Genomic DNA, 20,230 nt, shown 5'->3' with positions numbered 1-20,230 from the left:
GTAGATAAGTTTTTTACATTGTTAGCAGGAGAAACTAGCCTTTTTCTAAAATTATTAAAGTAGATGAAATATTCGTCTAGCTCGTTAATAAGTTGAAAGGTGGTCATTGCCATGAGCCAGGATATTACCCTACAACAAATTGCAGAAGGTGTACCGAAGACACTATTGTATGCATCTGATAGAGACATTGAAGGATTCCAAAAAATCATCGAAGAAACCATAAAATTAAGAGAAGCACATAGAAACTTGCAAAAAATGGTTAAAAACTTTTCAACCACGGCGATTCAGCGTACGTAATAGGCAAGAAAAAAAAGACCCATCTATATCAGATGGATGGGTCTAAATCTATCTTTATTGGAATACACTTATAAGGTTAAAAGAATTTATTTCCCTTATAAGGTTGTAAAAATTTGTAAGGTAATGCCGTCCATTTTATCAAATGCTGAATATAAGCGACAAAACCTTCTAGTAATAAGGGCGGCTGTGACGTTCCTTGGTTGCTTGTTAACCTTCTATAATCATTAAGCAGTTCATCTAGTTCCTGACTGCATAAAACCGTTTCTTCGCATGATAGTCCTTTTGACATTCCAATTTTAATCATTTCGTTCCTTTTTTCATTAATTGCCATTTCTAACTCTACTTTATTCATAACAAAAACACACCTCTAAATCAGTAATAATTATCTAGATGTTTTCATTTAATTGTCATGAATTGAATTATAGCATTTATTTACTACTATTTTATTGTTTCGATAAAACAAGTTAAAAAGTGACAAAACTAGACGAAGTTTAAAATTTCTGAATTTTTATAAAACAAAAAGGAGACAAAATTTCTGTCTCCTTTTTGTTTTAAGCATGGAAGTTTGTGCCATCTGTTGTAGCTTGGACAATGCCAGCTCGAATAACAAAATCACCAAAGTGCTCGTTTTCGTCACGTTCCTTTGCATAACGGGATAGAATGACTTTTAGTTCGCGTAAAATTTCTTCTTCACCGATATTTTCACGGTACATTTTACTTAAGCGGCTGCCATCATGAGCGGCTCCTAAGTACATATTATATTTGCCTATTGCCTTCCCGATAAAGCCAATTTCTCCTAGCGCATGACGGGCACAGCCGTTCGGGCATCCTGTCATACGAATGGTTATTTCTTTATCTCGAAGACCGTTTTCATCAACAATATTTTCGATTTTGTCGATTAGACGCGGCAAATAACGTTCTGCTTCAGCCATTGCTAAACCGCAAGTCGGCAGAGCAACACAGGCAATCGAGCTTCGTCGGAGAGCTGAAATATGCTGGCCATCCGTTAAGCCATATTGTTCAATTAATTCACTAATTTTCTTCTTTTTCTGGGCTGATACATTGGCAATGATTATATTCTGGTTAGAAGTCAAACGGATATCACCTGTATGTATCTTGGCAATTTCCCTTAAGCCTGTCTTCAACTTATAATCATCAAAATCTGCCACACGTCCACCTTCAACAAACAGTGTTAAGTGCCATTTTCCATCAATGCCCTTCACCCAGCCATAACGATCGCCGTTGTTGTCAAAATGATAAGTCTTAGCTTCATCAAGACTCCAGCCCAGGCGCTCTTCTAGCTCTTCCTTTACTGTTTCGAGCCCTAAGCGGTCAACGGTGTATTTGAATCGAGCGTTTTTACGCTCGGAGCGGTTTCCATAATCGCGTTGGATGGTAATAACCTTTTCAGCCACATCATAGATTTGTTCTGGTTTAACAAAGCCGATCACCTTAGCAAGCTGCGGATAAGTCTCTTTGTCTCCATGAGTCATACCCATTCCGCCGCCAATTGCAACGTTAAAGCCGGTAAGCTTTCCATCTTCGACAATCGCAATTAAACCGAGATCTTGTGAGAAAACGTCAATATCATTAGATGGCGGTACAGCTATACCGATCTTAAATTTACGCGGCAGATAAAGCGGTCCGTACATTGGTTCTTCTTCTACTTCCGGTGTTCCAGCCACTTTTTCTTCATCCAACCATATTTCATGGTAAGCTCTTGTGCGCGGTAAAAGGTCATTACTCAATTTTTTCGACCATTCGTATACTTCCGCGTGAACCTCAGACTGATATGGATTCGAAGCACACATTACATTACGGTTTACATCTCCGCAAGCTGCAATTGTGTCTAGAAGAGCTGCATGAATTTCCTGGATCGTGCTTTTCATATTCCATTTCAAAATGCCATGCATTTGGAATGTTTCACGTGTAGTTAATTTTAACGTCCCATTGCCATATTTTTCTGCTAAGTCATCCATGACAAGCCACTGTTCCGGAGTAGCCACACCACCTGGCATACGAACACGGAGCATAAACTGGTAAGCAGGCTCTAACTTTTGCTTTTGTCTCTCATTTCGGAGATCACGGTCATCCTGTAAGTAGCTGCCATGGTGTTTCATTAGGCGGTTATCATCATCTGGAATTCCTGCACTGATTCGGTCAAGCATAACTTCTTTTAGTGTTCCGCGTAAATAATTACTCTCACTTTTAATACGCTCTACATCGCTTGGCGTGCCGTCCGGTGCCTTTAATTTTTGCTTCACCATTTATGAATAAACTCCTTCCACTACTGTATCAATAGTGCTTTTTTCTTAAACTTTGTTGTATCAATATACATCGCGCTGGTATCGTTTTTGCTGCTGCATATCTGCTAAATAGGCTTCCGCGTCTTCACGACTCTTGCCGCCTTCTGTTTCGATAATTTGAATAAGTGTCTGATGAACGTCATGTGCCATGTTTTTTTCGTCACCGCAGATGTATATATGAGCACCTTCTAGTAACCATTGGAATAATTCCCTGCTTTGCTCTAACATCCGGTGTTGTACATAGACTTTTTCAGCTGTGTCACGTGAAAAAGCAACATCCATCTTTGTTAGTACCCCATCTTTAAGCCACTTTTGCCATTCAGTTTGATACAAGAAATCTGTGACAAAATGCTGATCACCAAAGAACATCCATGACTTGCCCTCTGCACCTAATTCCTCCCGGTCTTGCATAAAGGAACGGAATGGCGCCACCCCTGTTCCTGGTCCCACCATAATAATCGGGGTATCAGGACTCTCTGGAAGCTTAAAGTTTTCGTTGTGCTGAATGTATACCGGAACACTATCTCCTGCTTGTAAGCGTTCTGCGGTAAAAATAGAGCAGACACCTTTTCGATCACGGCCATTCGCATGATAACGAACCGCACCGATTGTTAAATGGACTTCCTCTGGATTCGCAGATAAGCTGCTAGCAATCGAATATAATCGGGCTGGCATTTTTCTAAGAATCGAAACAAATTCTTGAGGAGAACTATTCCAAGGTCCAAATTCACGAACCACATCGAGTAAATCGTGCCCTTCAAGGTAAACTTTTACTTTTTCACTGTTATTTACAAGCTCCTCTAAGTCGTTATTTGAAGTAAGCTTAGCAGCTTTTTCTAGCAGCGGTTTTGTTAATGTCGTAATTTCATAATAAGTAACGAATGCTTCTCTTAATGAACGAACCTCGCCTTGTTTATTAATCGTTACGCTCTCTTCTCCGTTCCATTTTAATTCCTCAAGAAGAAGGTCAACTAGGATTGGTTCATTTTCTGGATAGATTCCTAGACTATCACCAGGTTGATATGTTAACCCCGAACCTTCAAGTGATAGCTCAAGATGTCTTGTCTCTTTATTGGAACCTCGGCCATTTAGATTGAGATTTTCAAGAACTTCTGCTCTAAACGGATTGGTTCTTGAATACGTTGACTCTACTGTTTGAGTAGCAGCTACTTGAGTTAGTGCAGAATTTCCGCCCTTCGTTTCACCTAGGCTGCTAATCACTCCTTGCAGCCATTCAGCAGCTGGTTCATCGTAATCTAGGTCACAATCAAAGCGTGGATATAATCGTGTACCTCCTAGTTCCTCTAAGCGAGCGTCAAATTGTTTTCCTGTTTGACAGAAAAATTCATAAGAGCTATCGCCAAGTGATAGGACAGAAAAATTAAGTTCATCAAGCTTCGGAGCACGTTTACCATGAACAAATTCATGGAAGGTAAGAGCATTATCCGGTGGATCTCCTTCTCCGTGTGTACTGACGATAATTAATAGATTTTTAACTTTCTTAATATTATTTGGCTTAAAATCGCTCATAACAGAAACGGTTACCTGGAACCCTTTCCCTTCAAGCGTCTTAGCTGCCTTTTTAGCAAGTCCCTGCGCATTGCCTGTCTGAGAACCATAAAGAATGGTCACTTCTTTTGAAGCTGTTCCCTGCTGGTCCGGTGCTCCTAGAACTGGAGCTAATGGGGAAGCCGCACCGGCGAGGTACCCACTTAACCAAACTTTTTGCGATTCAGTAAAAGTAGGTAAAAGACGATTTAGGAGTTCCGCCTGCTCCTGATTAAACGGACTGTTTATTACCTGAAGTTGCAACATTATCCACCTCACTATGGAATTTAAACCTATCTTACAGTATTTTTAGAGGCTGTTCTATTAAAAATTGGTCTTATATGTGACAAGTCCTCTATTTACATGTTCATGGGTAATTATTAATTTTTTATAGTTACCTAATATTTTTATATACCAGCCTTTTGGTTACACCGGTTGTTCTACTCATCCAGTGCGCGCTCAATAACAATATCCTCAATTACCCGGTGCATACTTAGTGGAGCCGTACACAGGATCCTTTGACCATCTTTTTGACGGGAACGAACAATTTTGTTTAGTTCTCCAAGAAGGAGTCCGGTAAACAACATATATGGAACGACAATTACTCTGCCGGCCGCTCCTTCAGTAATCGTCTCAAACCCCTCACTTACCCTTGGTTCTGTTGCAGCAAAATAACAGACAGAGACCTTTTCAGCTCCGAGCCGTTCTCCTATTCCACTTGTAATCCTTCTGAAATTTACATGGATATCTGGATCACTGCTTCCCACACCAACGATTAACAACCGATCCTCAGGAAATACCGTTCCTGCAGAATCCTTTATTAATTCTGCAACAGCATCCAAAATAACTTCCTGAACACCGAATGGGTTCTTTATTTTGACCGGAATAGTAGGATATTTGGCCAACAAGCGTGATAAGGCTTCCGGAATATCCCGTTTATAATGCCCCGCTGCCAAAAGAAACAGTGGAACAACGTCTATTTCTGTTGCACCCTGTTCTACACACAATTGAAAGCCTTCTTCAATCAGCGGCTCTGTCAATTCAAGGAAACTGAGTTCCTGAATGGGTACTTCAATTTGTGCCTTAACCTTATCAATAAAGGCTCTAATTTCGACCGCACCTTTTTTGGAGCGTGTACCGTGGCCGATATAAAGAATTGCTTTCATACAATGTGCTCCCTTCCACTGTTACCGGTTCGCTACTGGTATATTTGGTACAATTTCTTCCTGGAACCAATTCAATTTTTTGTGTAACGTGACGACCTCACCAATGACAATCATGCTTGGATTGGTAATCTGTTCTCTTGCCACCACATCTTCAATGCTCTCAAGCGTTCCAACAACCACCCGCTGGTCGCTTAATGTTCCCCAATGAATGAGAGCAATCGGAGTTTGTGGAGATTTTCCGTTTACGATTAATTGCTTGGTAATCGTCGATAGATGAGATACTCCCATATATACGCAAATCGTATCTACACTCTTTGCCAAATGGGCCCATTGGTGTTCCGCTTCGACATCACCAGCTTGGTGACCAGTTATAAAGGCGAAGCTTTTGCTTAAAGACCGGTGGGTAACAGGGATACCTGCATATGCGGAGGCGGCGATTCCGGCGGTAATGCCTGGTACGATTTCAAACGGGACATTATGCCTTTTACATTCCTCTGCCTCTTCCCCGCCACGTCCAAAAACAAAAGGATCTCCTCCTTTTAACCTGACAACCTGATATCCCCTTTTGGCATATTTCACTAAGAAATGATTAATGGTCTCCTGCTTCATTGTATGATAATGTGGAAGCTTGCCGCAATAGACAAGTTGTGCTCCTTCCTTCGCATTCTCTAAAAGTTCAGGATTTACCAGCCGATCATAGAGGATGACATCAGCTTGCTTGAGGCAGCGCAACCCTTTTACTGTGATTAAATCTGGATCTCCCGGACCCGCACCTACTAAATAAACCTTGCCAACCATTGATCAACCATCCTTTCTTACAAACTCAAATTAGAGAATATGCTTATCTTGAAGGTAATTAAAAATTTGATTTACTGCTTCTTCTACTGTTAATAGGTCAGAGCGAACGGTGACTTCGGGATGCTCAGGTGCTTCATATGGGGAATCAATCCCCGTGAAATCTTTTATTTCCCCACGGCGCGCCTTGGCATAAAGCTGCTTTGGATCACGCTTTTCACACTCTTCAATGGGACAGTCAACAAAAACTTCAATGAACTCATCTGCCTCAAAAATCGCACGAACCTGCTCTCGGTCGGAACGGAAAGGAGAGATGAAGGCTGTTGTGACAACTGCACCGCTATCGACAAATAATTTGGCTACTTCGCCTATTCTTCTAATATTCTCAGTCCTGTCATGGTCAGAAAAACCAAGATCCTTATTTAGTCCATGACGGATATTATCGCCATCAAGTACATATTCATTTATACCCTGACGGTACAAGGCACTTGATACTGCGTTGGCAATTGTTGATTTACCAGAACCAGAAAGTCCAGTAAACCAGAGGACACAGCTTCCATGTCCATTTTGAGCATGACGGTCAGATTTGGTAACCGTACTATTATGCCAAGTGATATTCGTTGCTTTCATCATTGTTTCTCCTCCTTAAACCATCGCCTTTTCTTCTTTCATGCCTTCAATCAGGACTTCGACCACCTCTTTACGGCTGAAAGTGGCTGGTGGCAGTTCACCTGCACGAAGCAATTCTCTTACTTTTGTTCCAGATAGAATTACTCGATCTTCGCTCTTATGCGGGCAAGTTTTATCGGAAGCCATACCTTCACACTTCGTGCAATAGAAGCTATGTTCAAAGAATAACGGCTTAATTCCAAGCTCCCCTTCAGAGAATTCACTAAAAATTAACTGAGCATCGTAGGTACCGTAATAATTACCTACACCAGCATGGTCACGGCCAACAATAAAATGCGTGCAGCCAAAATTCTTACGGGCAATCGCATGGAATATCGCTTCTCTTGGTCCTGCATATCTCATTGCTGCTGGGTAAACACCTAGCTGTACACGTTCTCTAGGGTAGTAGTTTTCTAGCAGAACACGGTAGCTTTTCAACCGAACGTCCGCTGGAATGTCGTCAGACTTTGTTTCTCCTACAAGCGGGTTGACGAACAGCCCATCCACTGTTTCCAGCGCAGCTTTTTGGATGTACTCATGGGCACGGTGAATAGGGTTTCTTGTTTGGAAGCCAACAACCGTTTTCCAGCCTTTTTCTTCAAATAAGGCACGTGTTTCCTTCGGCTCAAACCAAACATCGCCAAAGATTCCTTTTTCCGGCTTTTTCACTAACACTACATCACCAGCCACATAAACTGGCCCTCTTTCATACAAACGCTTAACTCCCGGATGTGCAGTTTCAAGGGTTTTATAAACCTCAACAGCTTCTTTGTCTAAATTCGGTTCATACCATTCTGAAACAGTAATAACTCCATAAACCTCATTGTTAAATACAAGTTTGATTTTCTCTCCAATTTCAAATGCTGCTGCTGTTTCATGGGAAACAGGAAGCGTAACAGGAATAGACCAAATCGTATTGTCTGCAAGACGCATATTTTCTACTACATTTTCATAGTCTGCCTTCCCCAGAAAACCGGTTAGTGGACTAAATAACCCAACACCGATTAACTCTAGGTCACTTAAGGCAATCGCGTCGATTTCTAGTTCTTTCACAATAGTTGTTACATCATAGTTTGGATCATATGCTTGGATTAGTTTACCTCCATGAGGTGTTGGTAAAAATGACAACAGAATCATACCTTTCTTCATTAAATTTGCTTTTTTTGATTGAAGATCCTCTAATTAGAGATTTATATCAGCGATAAGCACAAATTAATAAGACGAAATCGTACTTATCGATGAAAACAAAAAGTTTGCTAGCAAAACTCTCAAACTACTTTTCCGTTACTTCTACAACTGGCTGATTCGACCTTTTCATCAAAGACAACACCCCAAAGACGGAGATTAGAACCCCTGACATCGCAACAATTGGATAGAAGTTATGTTCAATCAGCAATTGGATAAGTGTGTAGGATAGCACCATGGATAAAACAGGTGACACAATCCAAACAGTGAGAAGCTGAACCACTATACCCTTTTTTAAGACAGACTTACCATGCTTGGCAAATCCAATGCCGATAATCGAAGATGTCGTGATTTGTGTCAGTGGTACAGGTATGCCGAAAACAGAGGCAACAGTAACGATCGCTGCACCTGTTCCAGAAATGACACAGCCTTCTTCAAGACGGAGCGTGGTGATTTTCTTTCCATTTGTTTCAAGAACACGATGTCCCAAAAAAACTGCACCAGCGGCAACAAAGAGTCCGCCCCAGAAAATACCAGAACTTGTCGACATGATATCAGCACCAACTAACGGTCCAACCGCATTGGCCACATTGTTCATTCCTGCTGAAAAAGCTTCAAATAACCCCATACAAACCACAAGAACAGAAAGGACAGGAATGGCTTTCGGCGCTTCCATCCACCGTTTGAGCGTTTTATTTTTTAATAGATTCGCTGCCAAGATAGCAATCACGAATGCCGCAAAAGGAGTAAGCAGCCAAAAAATCATGATCCATGCAAGGTTACTAACAAATACGGATTGATATACAATCCCGGCCCCTACAACAGATCCTACCGCTACTTCACTGGTTGAAAGGGGTATCCCAAATATATTCGCTAAGAATAACGATAGTGCAGCGGAAGCTAAAACGATAAGTGCGATTGGTACGGTAAAAGTGCTGTTTGGAACAATTCCGCTTCCAATAGTTTTGACCACTTCCCCGCCGCCAAGCCAAGCACCAAAGAAAACGGTAACTCCGCACAGTAAGAGTGCCAGCCTCTTTTTGACGACTCCTGCTCCGTAAGAAATTCCCATCGAAGCCGCTGCACCACTAGCACCAATATTAATGGCAAAAAATAATCCAATTATCACCGCAATAATTGTGAGCAAACTACAAGCCCCCTTTTAGGATGTGTGTAATCCACACTCCGTCTTACCACTTCCCGCCCAGCGCCCTGCACGAGAATCACCATCTGCCGCAACAGGCTGAGTGCATGGAAAACAGCCAATACTTGGATAATCTTGATCATGCAAGGAATTGTAAGGGAGTTCCTTTTCCTTTATATAGGACCAAACATCGTCCCACGACCAGTGAATAAGCGGACATATTTTAATATTTTGAAACTTATCATCTTTGTTCAAGAATTCTGTGTTAGCTCTAGTCGGTGACTGTTCACGGCGGAGCCCTGAGATCCACGCTTGTTTAGCTGTCAGCGTTTCTCTTAGTGGAATTACTTTTCGGATATTACAGCATTGGTTAGGCTCTCTTTTCCATAGTGCAGATCCATATTGCTCACGCTGTTCATCTAAGGTTAGCTTTGGCAGTTTCCGCTCAATTTTCAATGAAGGGAAACGCCTTTCGATTTTATTAATTACCTCATATGTTTCCGGAAAGTGTAAGCCTGTATCTAGAAAAACAATATGTGCTTCCGGCTTAACCTGCTGAATGAGGTCAATTAATACAATTGCTTCTGCACCAAAACTGGAGGCATAAACAATTTGGTCTTCTGGATAAGAACTGTAAGCCCACTCCAATACGGCTTTTGCTCCCTTTGTTTTATCCTCAATTGAGAAATGATCGGATATTGGACTCCAATTTTCATACGTAACGGGTGTATTCATTATTAAAACCTCCTTTATTCATCTAAAAGCCCTCCCAAAATGGAAAGGCATCTCATGATTAAGTAACGCCTTATCTCTCAAAATGAAAATCATGTTGCTGGAATTAAACAGCTTGCCAGGCTTAATAGATCCAGTCCCTCAGCCTCTCTTGATAAGAAATGGTAATTGTTGTGATTAATCCTACCATACCAATAGGATTTATGTAAATAAGAAAAATAAAAATTTTGAAAAATAAATTTCCTCCCATTTTATCCCACAAAAAAACGCCCTGGACGTATATTCCGTCCAGAACGTTATAGTTAGGAATTAATCATTTCCCGCTGACTTCCTTTCCATTTTTCTAATTGAATTAATCCCCGTTGTCCCGTTATTTGTTGTTTGGCGATATCTATACCTTCTTCAATATTGTTGACGGCACCAAACAGGTAATACCTTATACCAGTATTAAATAAAACTTGATTGTAATAGGGCTGCAATGATTTAGATGAATCCCCGCTAAGTATTGCCAGCGTTATGTCCGACTGTTCTTGTGCTGATAGTTTAATATCTTTATCTAATTCTTGTACCAACAGACCATAATCCTCTGGTTTAACAATGGAGGATTCAATCTTATTGTCTGTTATTTTATAAATAAAACTATTGCGGTGAACAGGCAAATCCTCCGAACCTTCCATTCCTTGAACCACATAAACATTTTTAAAGGAAAGCCCTTTAAATATAGGTGCAATTTTGTTAATCGCAGTCCGATGAAAAGCACCCATCATCAGTGACTCTGCCTTCGCAAGGTTCAATAACTTCTCTACTGTATTAAATAGGGTTCTTACTCCTATCTCCTTCCGAATCCCGCGGAGCTTCCCTAAACTATGGCAATATTCCTCGGTGTCTGCAAAAGCAATTCCTGCTTCACCCAAGGTCTTTGCTAGTCCTTGCGGCGGTTGGGAAACATTCAGACCTAACTGTAAAAGAATCTCCTTAATTGATGTTCCATATTTCGGCGGCAGTGAATCACTTCCATGTAAAAATACAGGCAGCCCGTATTCGGCCATCAAAATTGCTGTGGGAATGCTTCCCATAAATGAGTTCCTGCCATTATACGGACTAGCTAAATCAATTATCTGCCGATTAGCACCTTCTATATTTTCACTCTCATTCTGATAGGCATGCACAAATGCGAGTAATTCCTCCGAAGATTCCGTTTTCAGACGGAGTGCAATCAGATAGGCTGCAATTTGGGCATCTGTTGCTTTTCCATTAATAATAGATTTAGCCACTTCTATTGTTTGTTGATAGTCTAAGTCTTTGGACCCTCTTTTTCCTCTTGCTACTTCTTTAAGCCATTGTTGCATAGCTTCCCGCCTTCCCTCCTGGTTCATATAAACTCATTTTATCACGGAAGGTAACGACTTCTCCAACAATGGTCATAGCTTGATTTAATAATTGCTTCTTTTTCAACCACACAGATATTTGAATTAACCAAATCACCACATGAAATGCGCGTAGATGAAATCTGCAGCCATTATCCCAAAGCCAATTGAAATATTGACCCATCCTAAATATTTTGACACCTTCTGTTCTTTTTTGAGAGAAGCATGTTTGTATGCTTTTACATCGGTAAGAAGAATTAAAACCCCGGACACCCAGCAAATTAAGATCACATAATTTAAATAACCGATATACATACTTGGGACTCCTTTCAACCAATTACTTAGATTTCATTCCAACTCGGTGAATATGGGAATCAACCTTTACATCAAAGGTAACATTCTGGTAAATATCACTCCATTTACCTTTTGTTTTTACGTCTTTGTTCCAATATTGCGGTAATTTCGCTCGAAAATGTTCACCAAAACCAAAGATATCAGCCTTCTTTTTTTGAGTCTTTGCTATTAATTTTTCAATAGACTTTTTGATATTTTTAGAAGTTTGTTTTTCAATTTTTTTTATTATGTCTGAATCTGATAGCTGTATGTTTGCACTTTCCTTTTCATCAATCTCCGCTTCATACTGAATCTTGATGGAGACATGAGGTTTACCATTCTTAAGCCTAACTTTTGTTCTCGTTTTTCTGCTTACAGCTCTAACTAAAACGGTTTCATCCTTGCCAGGTACTTCTACAAAGGCACCATACCCGCCTCTACCAATTCCTATTACAGCCATATACACACCTATTTCCAGTGGATTTGTCTTTCCGACCATTTTATCACCATTAAAATAGGCAAGACCGTTAAGTTGTATGGTAGACTTACCTTTTAGTTCTAAGTACGGGAGGTAAGGAGCCTGCCCTTTACTAGAATAGATGGTCCAAAAAAGTCCGATAAAACTGGGCGGAAATTTCCCTATTGAGGATAAATTATCAACCATGTTCGCTAGGTAAAGTGAGGGAATACGTTCCAGTTCTGGGGTTAGGTTCATATATTTTGAAGCTGATTCCTTTGACACTACTAGTGAGGCTGTTCTGCGAATTTCGGGATTACGTCTTAGAAAATCATTAAAACGACTTGTTCCTGATTTTGCTACTTCCTCACTTAAAACCATAATCCGTAAATGTCCAAGAAACAATACCTCTGCAATTTCCTGCTGTAAACTTAACATGGCATCCTGAAAGGTATGGCCAACAACCTCTACTACCAATACTGGCTTAACAGAACCTCCAGGCTGCTGCGGCCCCAGTGGTATTCTTCCAGGGACTGCAATTTGTGCCGTAACCTTAATCATTTCTTCATCAGGAATCGGAAACTTTTTGCTCAAATGAGAGATTTCTTCTTCCTTTTTTCTCTCTTTCTCATTTGCTATATCCACTCCAATTGCCAAAACATTGGCTCTTTGTTCAATTTCTTTACTGTCCCAGCAGCCTGTAAGTAAAGGTATAAGAAAGAAAAAAAGCATTACGGCGATTATATTACGATGATTTTGCCACATTTTTTTTCCTCCTCCAGCTCTTGAGGAAATCTATTAGTAAAAGGAATGCCGGATATATAATCGTAATCAGCAACCCAGCTCTCCCGATAAATTGAATAATTTCATACATATGTAAAATGTTTTGCGGCGCCATTGCCAAAAAAAACACAAATGGCAAAATAAAATAAGAGAGTACCTTATGATCCTTTAGTCTGAAAAGCTCTTTAATCGAATGGATGGTAAAGTAATAACTTGAGAATAAAGTAGTAAAAACAGCCAACACCCAGACCGCCAAAAAAATGATATCCAACCTTTGCAGGATATTTCCCGGTACTGCTGTCGTCCGAGCCAGTTCTAACGTGGGCCAAAAGATTTGTTTGATTTCTTCTGGTCCAAAAATAGCTACAGTAGCAATCACAATCAAAAGGTATAAGCCTCCTGAAACAAGGATGCCCCAAAAACTAGCCTTCATCGCTTTTTTGGGCGATTTCATGGAGGGAATGATCATCGTAATAATGAACGACCCCTGAAATAGCGCTGACACTGTTAGCATACCTCCGGCCATATGCCAAATATCATTTCCAACAAATATCGGACGTAAATATAAGAGATTGGCATTTTTCAATGAAAATGCCACAACAATTAAAACAGGGGCCAATATCATCGGTACATAAAGATTATGGATATATGCAAAAACATTGATATTGTTCCGACAGCTAATGGATGCCAATAAAAGCATGACAATAACGGTTACCTCCAAAGGAGTTTCTCTTAATACTGCCGTTACGACAACCGCCCCGAATTCACGTGCAGTCAGACTAGTTAATATTAAAAAGAAGAAGATGACAAATATACTAAAAATCCTGCCCAGCCATTTCCCAATTATATCTTGACTATAGGTGATAATCGTTTTTTGCGGGTGGCGAATCCCAAGATAGGTTACAATCATTAATCCAATTGCTGCCAAAACAATACCAGTTAAAGTGACAAACGGTGCACTTGTTTCCCCTGCTCTGACAGCAAATAAAGGTAACGGGAGAACGCCTACACCAATAATGGTACTAATTAAGATTGTTGTGGCTTGAAGTGCTGTAATCTCCTTCGGATCCCCCATTGCTTGTACCCTCCCGCTGATCATTTCCAAGTTTGTTATGCTCTAAAATCTTATTATCTTTTTCTGAAAGTCTAGATCGGTTAGTGGGATGAAGAAAGTTGGGCCTTTTTGGCATCCACCATAACGGACTGCGTATTACAACATCTTTCATCCCCTGATAGTCCTCTGGAGAAACAGGTGCCATATAGGGGACTCCAAACGATTTTAATGAAAGCATGTGATTAAAAATAAAGATAACCCCTACCATTACCCCGTATAGTCCGAAAATACCGGCCAAAATCATGATTGGAAATCTTAGCATCCTTAGGGCAAATGCCGCTGTATAGGTTGGCGTTGCAAACGAACCAATTGTTGTTAAGGCGATAACCACTACCGTAATCGGGCTTGATAATCCCGCTTCAACAGCTGCCTGTCCAATTACCAGCACCCCAACGATGGATAAGGCTCCACCTACTTGTTTAGGGAGCCGCACGGTGGCTTCTCGTAATATTTCCATCGCGACTTCAATAATCAAAACCTCGATCACAGCGGGATAAGGAACACCTGCCCGACCACCAGCAAGGGCTACTGCAAATTCTGTCGGCAGTAGTTCTGGATTAAATGAAATCAAGGATACATAAAGTGACGGAAAAATAAGTGAAAACACTAAGGCCAATATCCGGGCCAGTCGAACAAAACTTCCCATTAGGAACCTTGACGAATAATCTTCTGTTGTTTGGTAGAATTGATTGAAAACGACTGGAACCAATAAAGAAAAGGGAGACCCATCGACAAGAATCGCGACACGCCCCTCTATTAAATTCGCCACCGTCTTATCTGGTCTTTCAGTGGTTTGGGTCTGTGGAAATGGTGAAAAAGGATTATCTTCAATAAATTGTTCGAGATACCCCACATCAAGAATGGCATCAATATTAATCTCTGATAGCCTTTTTTCCACCTCTTTGATTACCGTCTCATTGGCTATTCCTTTTAGATAACAAATGGCCACCGTTGATTTTGTCAGCCGGCCGATTGTCATTGTTTTTACTTGGAAGTCCGGAGTCGGAAGTCTGTATCTCAATAAGGCAACATTGGTAGCGATACTTTCAATAAAACCTTCCCGTGGTCCTAGTATGACTTGTTCTGTTTGCGGTTGGTCAATCGCTCTTTTTTCAACTTTTCGTGTTCCAATATGAATGGCTTCCTTTAATCCATCAATAAAAATCACGGTTTCACCGCGAAGCAAAAGCTCAATTAATTCGTCAATACACTCCCCAACCTTTGCCTCACTATGATAAAGCGTTTCTGTTAGAATCATATCGATTAAATGAATAAGTGGTTTTTCTTTCCCCATTAAATGTTCAGGTTCATACATGAGGGACTTTAGTATATCCTTATTAAGTGAATCCTTATCAACTAAACTTGAAAAATACACACAAGCCGCTGAGAACTTACCAAAAATTTTAAAATTTTTTATCCTTAAATCTTCATTATTACCAAGAATTTCTTTTATTTGCTTCTCTGTCTCCGATAATGAACTAGAAGTTGGTGTGTTTCCCTTTTCTGAAACCAATTTACTCGGAGTTATCAATTGTGGTTTTTTCACATTTCGTTTCTTTGTTCGAAATAAGGACACACTTCCACCTCCTAATTTTTAATTTTTACCAGTTCCTCAATTTTATTCCTTCAAACAATTGCGAATAAAAATAAAAAAACAGAGGCCATGTAATCCTCTGTTTAACTATTTATTTTGGAACAAAATTGCTCCCTAATAAAAAATCTTACTCTAATCGCTAGAGTAAGACTTTTTCAGATTATACTGCTTCTAATTTTTGTGTATCGATGAATTTCCTTTTTTGAATGTAAATAAGTCTCCATGATAAAGCGATCCCTGCCGCAAACAGCCCAGCTGTTAATCCAAGCCAATAACCTGTCGCTCCGAGGTTCGTAAATTGAGCCAGACTATATCCAAGCGGAAGGCAAATGAGCCAGTAAGCAATTAGGGTCATGATAAAGGCAATGTTGACATCTTTGTAGCCTCTTAATGCCGCCTGTGCTGTGACTTGAATCGCGTCACTAATTTGGAAGAACAGTGCATAGATTAGGAAGTGTGCCGTTAAATTGATGACCTCCACTTCATTTGAATAAAATCCTGCGACTTGATAACGGAACAATACCACTAACACGCCAGTAATCAGGGCCGTCAGAATAGCTAGATAGATTCCCAGCCAGCTATAGATTTTTGCATCCTTGTACCGGCGGGCTCCGACTTCATATCCTACTAAAACGGTCTGCGCCATTGAAATACTAATCGGAATCATGTATAGGAAAGATACAATGTTCAATGCAGATTGATAGGCGGCAATGGTGGTTACATTAAATTTACTTAAAAGAATCGTTACGACCGCAAACATACTCACTTCAAAAAACGTTGATAGACCCATCGGTACGCCGATTTTCAATATTTCCTTACACTCTTCCCATGAGAATTGTTTCAAATTCTTGAAAATAGAAAAACCCGAAAAAGGTTCTTGTGTTTTTACAAAGAATACCGTCATTCCAGTAATCAACCATTCGGTGATCGAGGTGGCGTATCCTGCACCTGCCCCGCCGAGCTCAGGGAATCCCCAATGTCCAAAGATTAACACGTAGTTTAAGAATAAATTGATGGGTAAAGAGACGAGCAAGATATACATCACTACCCTTGTATTACCTAATGCATAGATAAATGATCTAAGCACGTTAAAAATAAATAGCGGAAGAATTCCATAGCTAAGACCAACCAGGTAGTCAAAAGCTGTTTCCTGTACGTCATTCGGAAGATTCATTTTATCTAAAAGTGGATTTAAAAAGAAAATTGCAAGTACAATCACCACTATCGTAATCATAAAGGAAAGATAAAGTCCATGGCGTACAACTGCAGCTACTTCCCTGCTCCTCTTCTCCCCAAATCGCTGTGCGGCAATTGGAGAAACTGCAAGCAGAATCCCACTGATCCCCATAAATATTGGGTTCCAGATAGATGAACCTATGGCTACAGCAGCAAGGTCGGATGAGCTGTATCTACCGGACATAATCGTGTTAAAAAACACCATCGAAAACATCCCAAGTTGTGTGATTAAAATAGGAATTAACATCACAAATATTTGTTTTGTCTTATCCTTTAACGTAAAAGTCTGATTCATTTAAATAACTCCTAATAAAAAACTGACGTTTAAAGCCAAAATAATATTATACATGATTTCCGCTAGATTTACATGAAAATTTTTTTCATCAGTACGGGCTGTAAACGTGGATATTTTTTAAAAAGTATTCTATTGAAATTTCGGATACCGTAGTATAATGATATGGTTATTTATTATCAAAGAAAACTGGTGAAATTTAGTGCGAACTTATAATGAAAAAATTAGTATTTATCACGGAATGGTTTCCATCATCGCTATCAACCTTGCAGGAAACTTTTATCCAATCTTTGCTATCTCCATTCTCGGAGCAACCAATTATCAAGTTGGATTGATTAGTTCACTTCCTCCACTCATTGCACTCATAATGACGATTCCAGCCGCCATTTTGTTAAATCGATTAGAAACACAGAAAAAAACAGTAGCGATGTCTGTTTTAGCCGCTCGTTTGTTATTTTTGCTGCTTATAGGTGTGGTCTATTTGCCAACGTCTTATCAAGCATGGGCATTTTTATTCATCATCGCGTTAATGAATGTACCCGCAACACTTTCAAACATCGGCTGGCAGACACTGATAAGCGGAATGATCAAAGACGATCGGCGCGGAGCTTTTTTTAGTGATCGAAACCGGTTGTTGACGATTGCTGGAATGATTTCAACTCTTGTTATCGGGATTATCATGAAAAACCAAACAACTAACGCAACAGCCTATCAGTGGTTATTTTTCATAGTCCTCCTTTTTGGATTAGGAGAAGTGTATTTCTTAATGAAACATAAAGAGAAGACCCAATCGAGCGCTAGTACGAAAAAAACATCGATGAATTGGTCCATTTTTAAAGATCATGGTTACAAATGGTATCTACTTGCTGCCCTTTGCTTTAATTTCACCTGGCAGATGTCTTGGGGAATATTTAATATTTATCATGTTAGAATTGCAGAAGCGACCATCCTTTGGATTAGTATCTTTTCAGTAGCATCTCAATTGGTACAAATTTTTACTTTCCCTTTGTGGAAAAAATGGGCCGAGGCAAAATCTAATACGCTTATGCTTGTTTGGGCGGCGCTAGGCATGGCGCTTGTTCCTTTTCTAACAGTCCTTTCTACCAATCTATTCTATTTAACAGGTGTCCAGGCATTATCCGGATTTTTCATTTCTGGTGTTGTGCTTTTATTGTTTAACCTTTTGTTGGAGCAATCACCAGCCGAAACGAGAACGTATTGTATCACATCCTATAATGTACTACTCTCGTTTGTCGCTTTCATTGCCCCGCAAATCGGAATCCTATTGTTAGAAGGGCTTGGCATTCAAAAATCAATGGAATTAAATTCAATTATGCGATTTGGCAGTGCATTTGTATTCCTACTCATGTATTCTCAAACTAAGAAATATAAAAAAGCGTTCTTAGTGGAAAACTAGTAATTTTTTATATTAAATTGGCATTTTTTGTATATCAAAGTTGATATACTTGTCATATGGAGGTGTTCCTATGACAAAAGAAAACCAGGAAACAAAATCACTCCCGAGTACCAACAACAACAAAAACACAGTCCGAGTAAACAACAACTTCAACCTCACCATCAACCTTGGTGATTCATTGAACTTACTCGCACTAATTGGCGGTATCTACTTCATTCGATTAATAGCAAAAAAAAAAAACGTAAAGAAAAAAGAAAACACGAAAAAATGTAATGGCAATTTTGCCATTACATTTTTTCGGTGCCTGTCACCATTTATGCACTTATTCATAGTTTAACTGCATATCTCTTTTTCGCTTTAAAGTACACCCATTCTTTGAAGCCTATTTCTTTGAGTTGGGCTTGAACGTTTTCGAATTCATCTCCCACTCGATGTGGGTCATGTGCGTCTGATCCGAAGGTGACTTTTACTCCATGGAATAGCGCTCTTTCCAGGATGTCATCTGCTGGATACCAGCCTCCTACATATTTTGTTTTTCCGGAGGTGTTGATTTCGATGGCTATATCGCATTCTGCAATAACCTTTAATGTCTGCTCAACTGCAGCGGTTTCGATAGTTGAAAATTCGGGATAAAAACCTTTCATTGCATCAATATGTCCAAGTATTTGATACATCCCGCTTCGGGCTGATTGTTCAATTAAAGAATAATACATTTCCTTCGTGCGTATCTTTTCCTCAGCACTTAGCCCTTCCCAGCGATTCTTATTAAAAATACTAACTCCATCCACTTGATGAACAGAACCTATAATGTAATCGAATGGATAACGGTCAAAATATACTCGATAGTTTTCTACATGCTCAGGGAAGAAATCTGCCTCAATTCCTAAAAGAACATCTATTTTCCCACTATACTCTTGTTTCAACTTTAGGACTTCCTCAACGTATTCAGGAAATTGACTTGAAGGCATTGCAATACGGGGAAAGGGATGGTCTTCACTACTTGAAAAATAAGGAGTATGGTCCGATATTCCAATGAAACTCAACCCTTTTTCTATCGCTGCTTCAATATAATCCCGAATTCCTCCCCTTGCATGCCCACACCGATCATGATGGGTATGTAAATCAAATTTCATCTTTAATACCTCATTTCTTTATCACTCTAACCCATATTTCCCCAATATAAAGGACTTTAATTCAAACTAGTAAATATTTTAAAACTAGAATATTTAATTTCCCGCCAGTCCAATCAAGAAGACAAGCTATTTCATATTAATAATTATTACGAATTAATGAGAGGTGTTTTATGGAAAGTTGTGATTGCAGCGCTGTCGTTTCCGCTGCTGCTGTACCAGTAGAAACCTTAATTGATCGTTTCCCATCCAGCGGCATTCTTACTGTATCTGCGCGTATTTGTAAAGGTGATTGTTCAGCCAAAAACTGCTCCATTTCCATTCTCTATGGAGACAATACGGATTCCAGCAATAGCTTTGTTTTTCGATCTGTTGTACCCGGTAAACCAACCTATGAACCTGTTTCAGGCGGTGGAATCGGAATGATTGTGTCAGCTCAAGGTGAAGCCTCTGGCGTCAACTTTAATGATATTGCAACACTATCAAACATCCATTTCCTACATGGTACCATTATCGGTAATGTGATCTGCTCCATTTCATTATCCGCAAACGGGCGGACCTTTGAAGTACCTGGATGTATTTTTAGTATTCATGAGTAGCCTGCACCTACCCATTACAAAAGACCATATTATCTAAAAAGCTCATATTGCACGAGAAGGCAAAAT

Annotated in this window: 21 protein-coding genes; 4 read left to right on the top strand and 17 right to left on the bottom strand. The window is 39.9% G+C overall.

Translation table 11 applies throughout. The annotated features are described in order from the left end of the window. Nucleotides 1–111 precede the first annotated feature (111 nt). Nucleotides 112–297, top strand: coding sequence for a hypothetical protein (locus AC2TFD_RS11975; RefSeq protein ID WP_335511214.1), 186 nt, complete (start codon nucleotides 112–114; stop codon nucleotides 295–297). Nucleotides 298–373: 76 nt separating this feature from the next. Here AC2TFD_RS11975 and AC2TFD_RS11970 read toward each other — a convergent pair whose 3' ends face one another. The 16 genes from AC2TFD_RS11970 to AC2TFD_RS11895 all read right to left on the bottom strand — a co-directional run bounded on the left by AC2TFD_RS11970 (nucleotide 374) and on the right by AC2TFD_RS11895 (nucleotide 17,021). Next, nucleotides 374–649: a Spo0E family sporulation regulatory protein-aspartic acid phosphatase gene (locus AC2TFD_RS11970; protein ID WP_335511212.1), complete on the bottom strand. Its 276-nt coding sequence runs from the start codon at nucleotides 647–649 to the stop codon at nucleotides 374–376. Between the two features lie 199 nt (nucleotides 650–848). Then, complete coding sequence (gene cysI, locus AC2TFD_RS11965; protein ID WP_484675709.1) at nucleotides 849–2,564, bottom strand: assimilatory sulfite reductase (NADPH) hemoprotein subunit; 1,716 nt, start codon at nucleotides 2,562–2,564, stop codon at nucleotides 849–851. A gap of 60 nt (nucleotides 2,565–2,624) precedes the next feature. Beyond that, nucleotides 2,625–4,415: an assimilatory sulfite reductase (NADPH) flavoprotein subunit gene (locus tag AC2TFD_RS11960; protein ID WP_484676299.1), complete on the bottom strand. Its 1,791-nt coding sequence runs from the start codon at nucleotides 4,413–4,415 to the stop codon at nucleotides 2,625–2,627. Nucleotides 4,416–4,591: 176 nt separating this feature from the next. Further along, a complete protein-coding gene (locus AC2TFD_RS11955) occupies nucleotides 4,592–5,317 on the bottom strand; it encodes a sirohydrochlorin chelatase (RefSeq protein ID WP_484675708.1) in 726 nt (241 codons plus the stop codon). 21 nt (nucleotides 5,318–5,338) lie between these two features. Further along, nucleotides 5,339–6,115 carry a uroporphyrinogen-III C-methyltransferase gene (gene cobA / locus AC2TFD_RS11950; protein WP_335567721.1) on the bottom strand — a complete coding sequence of 259 codons (777 nt, stop codon included), beginning with the start codon at nucleotides 6,113–6,115 and terminating at the stop codon, nucleotides 5,339–5,341. 30 nt (nucleotides 6,116–6,145) lie between these two features. Beyond that, entirely contained in the window at nucleotides 6,146–6,745 is a 600-nt protein-coding gene (gene cysC / locus AC2TFD_RS11945) for an adenylyl-sulfate kinase (protein WP_484675707.1), read from the bottom strand. Nucleotides 6,746–6,757: 12 nt separating this feature from the next. Next, complete coding sequence (gene sat / locus AC2TFD_RS11940; protein WP_484675706.1) at nucleotides 6,758–7,930, bottom strand: sulfate adenylyltransferase; 1,173 nt, start codon at nucleotides 7,928–7,930, stop codon at nucleotides 6,758–6,760. Between the two features lie 124 nt (nucleotides 7,931–8,054). Then, on the bottom strand, nucleotides 8,055–9,113 hold the full coding sequence (cysP, locus tag AC2TFD_RS11935) for a sulfate permease (protein WP_484675705.1): 1,059 nt from the start codon (nucleotides 9,111–9,113) through the stop codon (nucleotides 8,055–8,057). A 15-nt stretch (nucleotides 9,114–9,128) separates the two neighbouring features. Continuing rightward, nucleotides 9,129–9,845: a phosphoadenylyl-sulfate reductase gene (locus AC2TFD_RS11930; RefSeq protein WP_484675704.1), complete on the bottom strand. Its 717-nt coding sequence runs from the start codon at nucleotides 9,843–9,845 to the stop codon at nucleotides 9,129–9,131. Nucleotides 9,846–10,144: 299 nt separating this feature from the next. After that, nucleotides 10,145–11,191 carry an anthranilate phosphoribosyltransferase gene (locus tag AC2TFD_RS11925; RefSeq protein WP_484675703.1) on the bottom strand — a complete coding sequence of 349 codons (1,047 nt, stop codon included), beginning with the start codon at nucleotides 11,189–11,191 and terminating at the stop codon, nucleotides 10,145–10,147. Further along, nucleotides 11,175–11,393: a hypothetical protein gene (locus AC2TFD_RS11920; protein ID WP_484676396.1), complete on the bottom strand. Its 219-nt coding sequence runs from the start codon at nucleotides 11,391–11,393 to the stop codon at nucleotides 11,175–11,177. The genes AC2TFD_RS11925 and AC2TFD_RS11920 overlap by 17 nt, the downstream gene beginning before the upstream one ends. Next, nucleotides 11,324–11,524, bottom strand: a complete 201-nt coding sequence (locus AC2TFD_RS11915; protein WP_484675702.1) for a CLC_0170 family protein — start codon at nucleotides 11,522–11,524, stop codon at nucleotides 11,324–11,326. Before AC2TFD_RS11915 ends, AC2TFD_RS11920 begins: the two co-directional genes overlap by 70 nt. A gap of 22 nt (nucleotides 11,525–11,546) precedes the next feature. After that, nucleotides 11,547–12,764, bottom strand: coding sequence for a Ger(x)C family spore germination protein (locus AC2TFD_RS11910; protein ID WP_335567726.1), 1,218 nt, complete (start codon nucleotides 12,762–12,764; stop codon nucleotides 11,547–11,549). Next, complete coding sequence (locus AC2TFD_RS11905) at nucleotides 12,745–13,857, bottom strand: GerAB/ArcD/ProY family transporter (RefSeq protein WP_335567727.1); 1,113 nt, start codon at nucleotides 13,855–13,857, stop codon at nucleotides 12,745–12,747. The genes AC2TFD_RS11910 and AC2TFD_RS11905 overlap by 20 nt, the downstream gene beginning before the upstream one ends. Beyond that, nucleotides 13,805–15,472 carry a spore germination protein gene (locus AC2TFD_RS11900; protein WP_420489168.1) on the bottom strand — a complete coding sequence of 556 codons (1,668 nt, stop codon included), beginning with the start codon at nucleotides 15,470–15,472 and terminating at the stop codon, nucleotides 13,805–13,807. The genes AC2TFD_RS11905 and AC2TFD_RS11900 overlap by 53 nt, the downstream gene beginning before the upstream one ends. Before the next feature lie 178 nt (nucleotides 15,473–15,650). Further along, on the bottom strand, nucleotides 15,651–17,021 hold the full coding sequence (locus AC2TFD_RS11895) for an MATE family efflux transporter (protein WP_335567728.1): 1,371 nt from the start codon (nucleotides 17,019–17,021) through the stop codon (nucleotides 15,651–15,653). Nucleotides 17,022–17,220: 199 nt separating this feature from the next. Here AC2TFD_RS11895 and AC2TFD_RS11890 point away from each other — a divergent pair, with 199 nt between their 5' ends. Beyond that, complete coding sequence (locus AC2TFD_RS11890; protein ID WP_335567729.1) at nucleotides 17,221–18,435, top strand: MFS transporter; 1,215 nt, start codon at nucleotides 17,221–17,223, stop codon at nucleotides 18,433–18,435. Between the two features lie 70 nt (nucleotides 18,436–18,505). After that, entirely contained in the window at nucleotides 18,506–18,772 is a 267-nt protein-coding gene (locus AC2TFD_RS11885; protein ID WP_484675701.1) for a hypothetical protein, read from the top strand. Here AC2TFD_RS11885 and AC2TFD_RS11880 read toward each other — a convergent pair. Further along, nucleotides 18,762–19,568, bottom strand: a complete 807-nt coding sequence (locus AC2TFD_RS11880; RefSeq protein WP_484675700.1) for a histidinol-phosphatase — start codon at nucleotides 19,566–19,568, stop codon at nucleotides 18,762–18,764. The two genes, AC2TFD_RS11885 and AC2TFD_RS11880, sit on opposite strands and share 11 nt — an antisense overlap. A gap of 170 nt (nucleotides 19,569–19,738) precedes the next feature. Between AC2TFD_RS11880 and AC2TFD_RS11875 the strand changes: the two genes are divergently transcribed. Continuing rightward, nucleotides 19,739–20,164, top strand: coding sequence for a hypothetical protein (locus AC2TFD_RS11875; RefSeq protein WP_335567731.1), 426 nt, complete (start codon nucleotides 19,739–19,741; stop codon nucleotides 20,162–20,164). Nucleotides 20,165–20,230: the final 66 nt, after the last annotated feature.

It is taken from the genome of Neobacillus sp. plas4, from assembly GCF_057221695.1.
This window is presented reverse-complemented; position numbering and strand designations above follow the sequence as displayed.

What these genes read in the sequence shown, in the direction of transcription:
- AC2TFD_RS11975 (WP_335511214.1), top strand. Translation starts at nt 112, where the DNA reads ATGAGCCAGGATATTACCCTACAACAAATTGCAGAAGGTGTACCGAAG.
- AC2TFD_RS11915 (WP_484675702.1), bottom strand. Translation starts at nt 11,524, where the DNA reads ATGTATATCGGTTATTTAAATTATGTGATCTTAATTTGCTGGGTGTCC.
- AC2TFD_RS11875 (WP_335567731.1), top strand. Translation starts at nt 19,739, where the DNA reads ATGGAAAGTTGTGATTGCAGCGCTGTCGTTTCCGCTGCTGCTGTACCA.
- sat (WP_484675706.1), bottom strand. Translation starts at nt 7,930, where the DNA reads ATGAAGAAAGGTATGATTCTGTTGTCATTTTTACCAACACCTCATGGA.
- AC2TFD_RS11970 (WP_335511212.1), bottom strand. Translation starts at nt 649, where the DNA reads ATGAATAAAGTAGAGTTAGAAATGGCAATTAATGAAAAAAGGAACGAA.
- cobA (WP_335567721.1), bottom strand. Translation starts at nt 6,115, where the DNA reads ATGGTTGGCAAGGTTTATTTAGTAGGTGCGGGTCCGGGAGATCCAGAT.
- AC2TFD_RS11885 (WP_484675701.1), top strand. Translation starts at nt 18,506, where the DNA reads ATGACAAAAGAAAACCAGGAAACAAAATCACTCCCGAGTACCAACAAC.
- AC2TFD_RS11880 (WP_484675700.1), bottom strand. Translation starts at nt 19,568, where the DNA reads ATGAAATTTGATTTACATACCCATCATGATCGGTGTGGGCATGCAAGG.
- AC2TFD_RS11925 (WP_484675703.1), bottom strand. Translation starts at nt 11,191, where the DNA reads ATGCAACAATGGCTTAAAGAAGTAGCAAGAGGAAAAAGAGGGTCCAAA.
- AC2TFD_RS11920 (WP_484676396.1), bottom strand. Translation starts at nt 11,393, where the DNA reads ATGGGTCAATATTTCAATTGGCTTTGGGATAATGGCTGCAGATTTCAT.
- AC2TFD_RS11930 (WP_484675704.1), bottom strand. Translation starts at nt 9,845, where the DNA reads ATGAATACACCCGTTACGTATGAAAATTGGAGTCCAATATCCGATCAT.
- cysC (WP_484675707.1), bottom strand. Translation starts at nt 6,745, where the DNA reads ATGATGAAAGCAACGAATATCACTTGGCATAATAGTACGGTTACCAAA.
- AC2TFD_RS11905 (WP_335567727.1), bottom strand. Translation starts at nt 13,857, where the DNA reads ATGGGGGATCCGAAGGAGATTACAGCACTTCAAGCCACAACAATCTTA.
- cysI (WP_484675709.1), bottom strand. Translation starts at nt 2,564, where the DNA reads ATGGTGAAGCAAAAATTAAAGGCACCGGACGGCACGCCAAGCGATGTA.
- AC2TFD_RS11910 (WP_335567726.1), bottom strand. Translation starts at nt 12,764, where the DNA reads ATGTGGCAAAATCATCGTAATATAATCGCCGTAATGCTTTTTTTCTTT.
- AC2TFD_RS11895 (WP_335567728.1), bottom strand. Translation starts at nt 17,021, where the DNA reads ATGAATCAGACTTTTACGTTAAAGGATAAGACAAAACAAATATTTGTG.
- AC2TFD_RS11955 (WP_484675708.1), bottom strand. Translation starts at nt 5,317, where the DNA reads ATGAAAGCAATTCTTTATATCGGCCACGGTACACGCTCCAAAAAAGGT.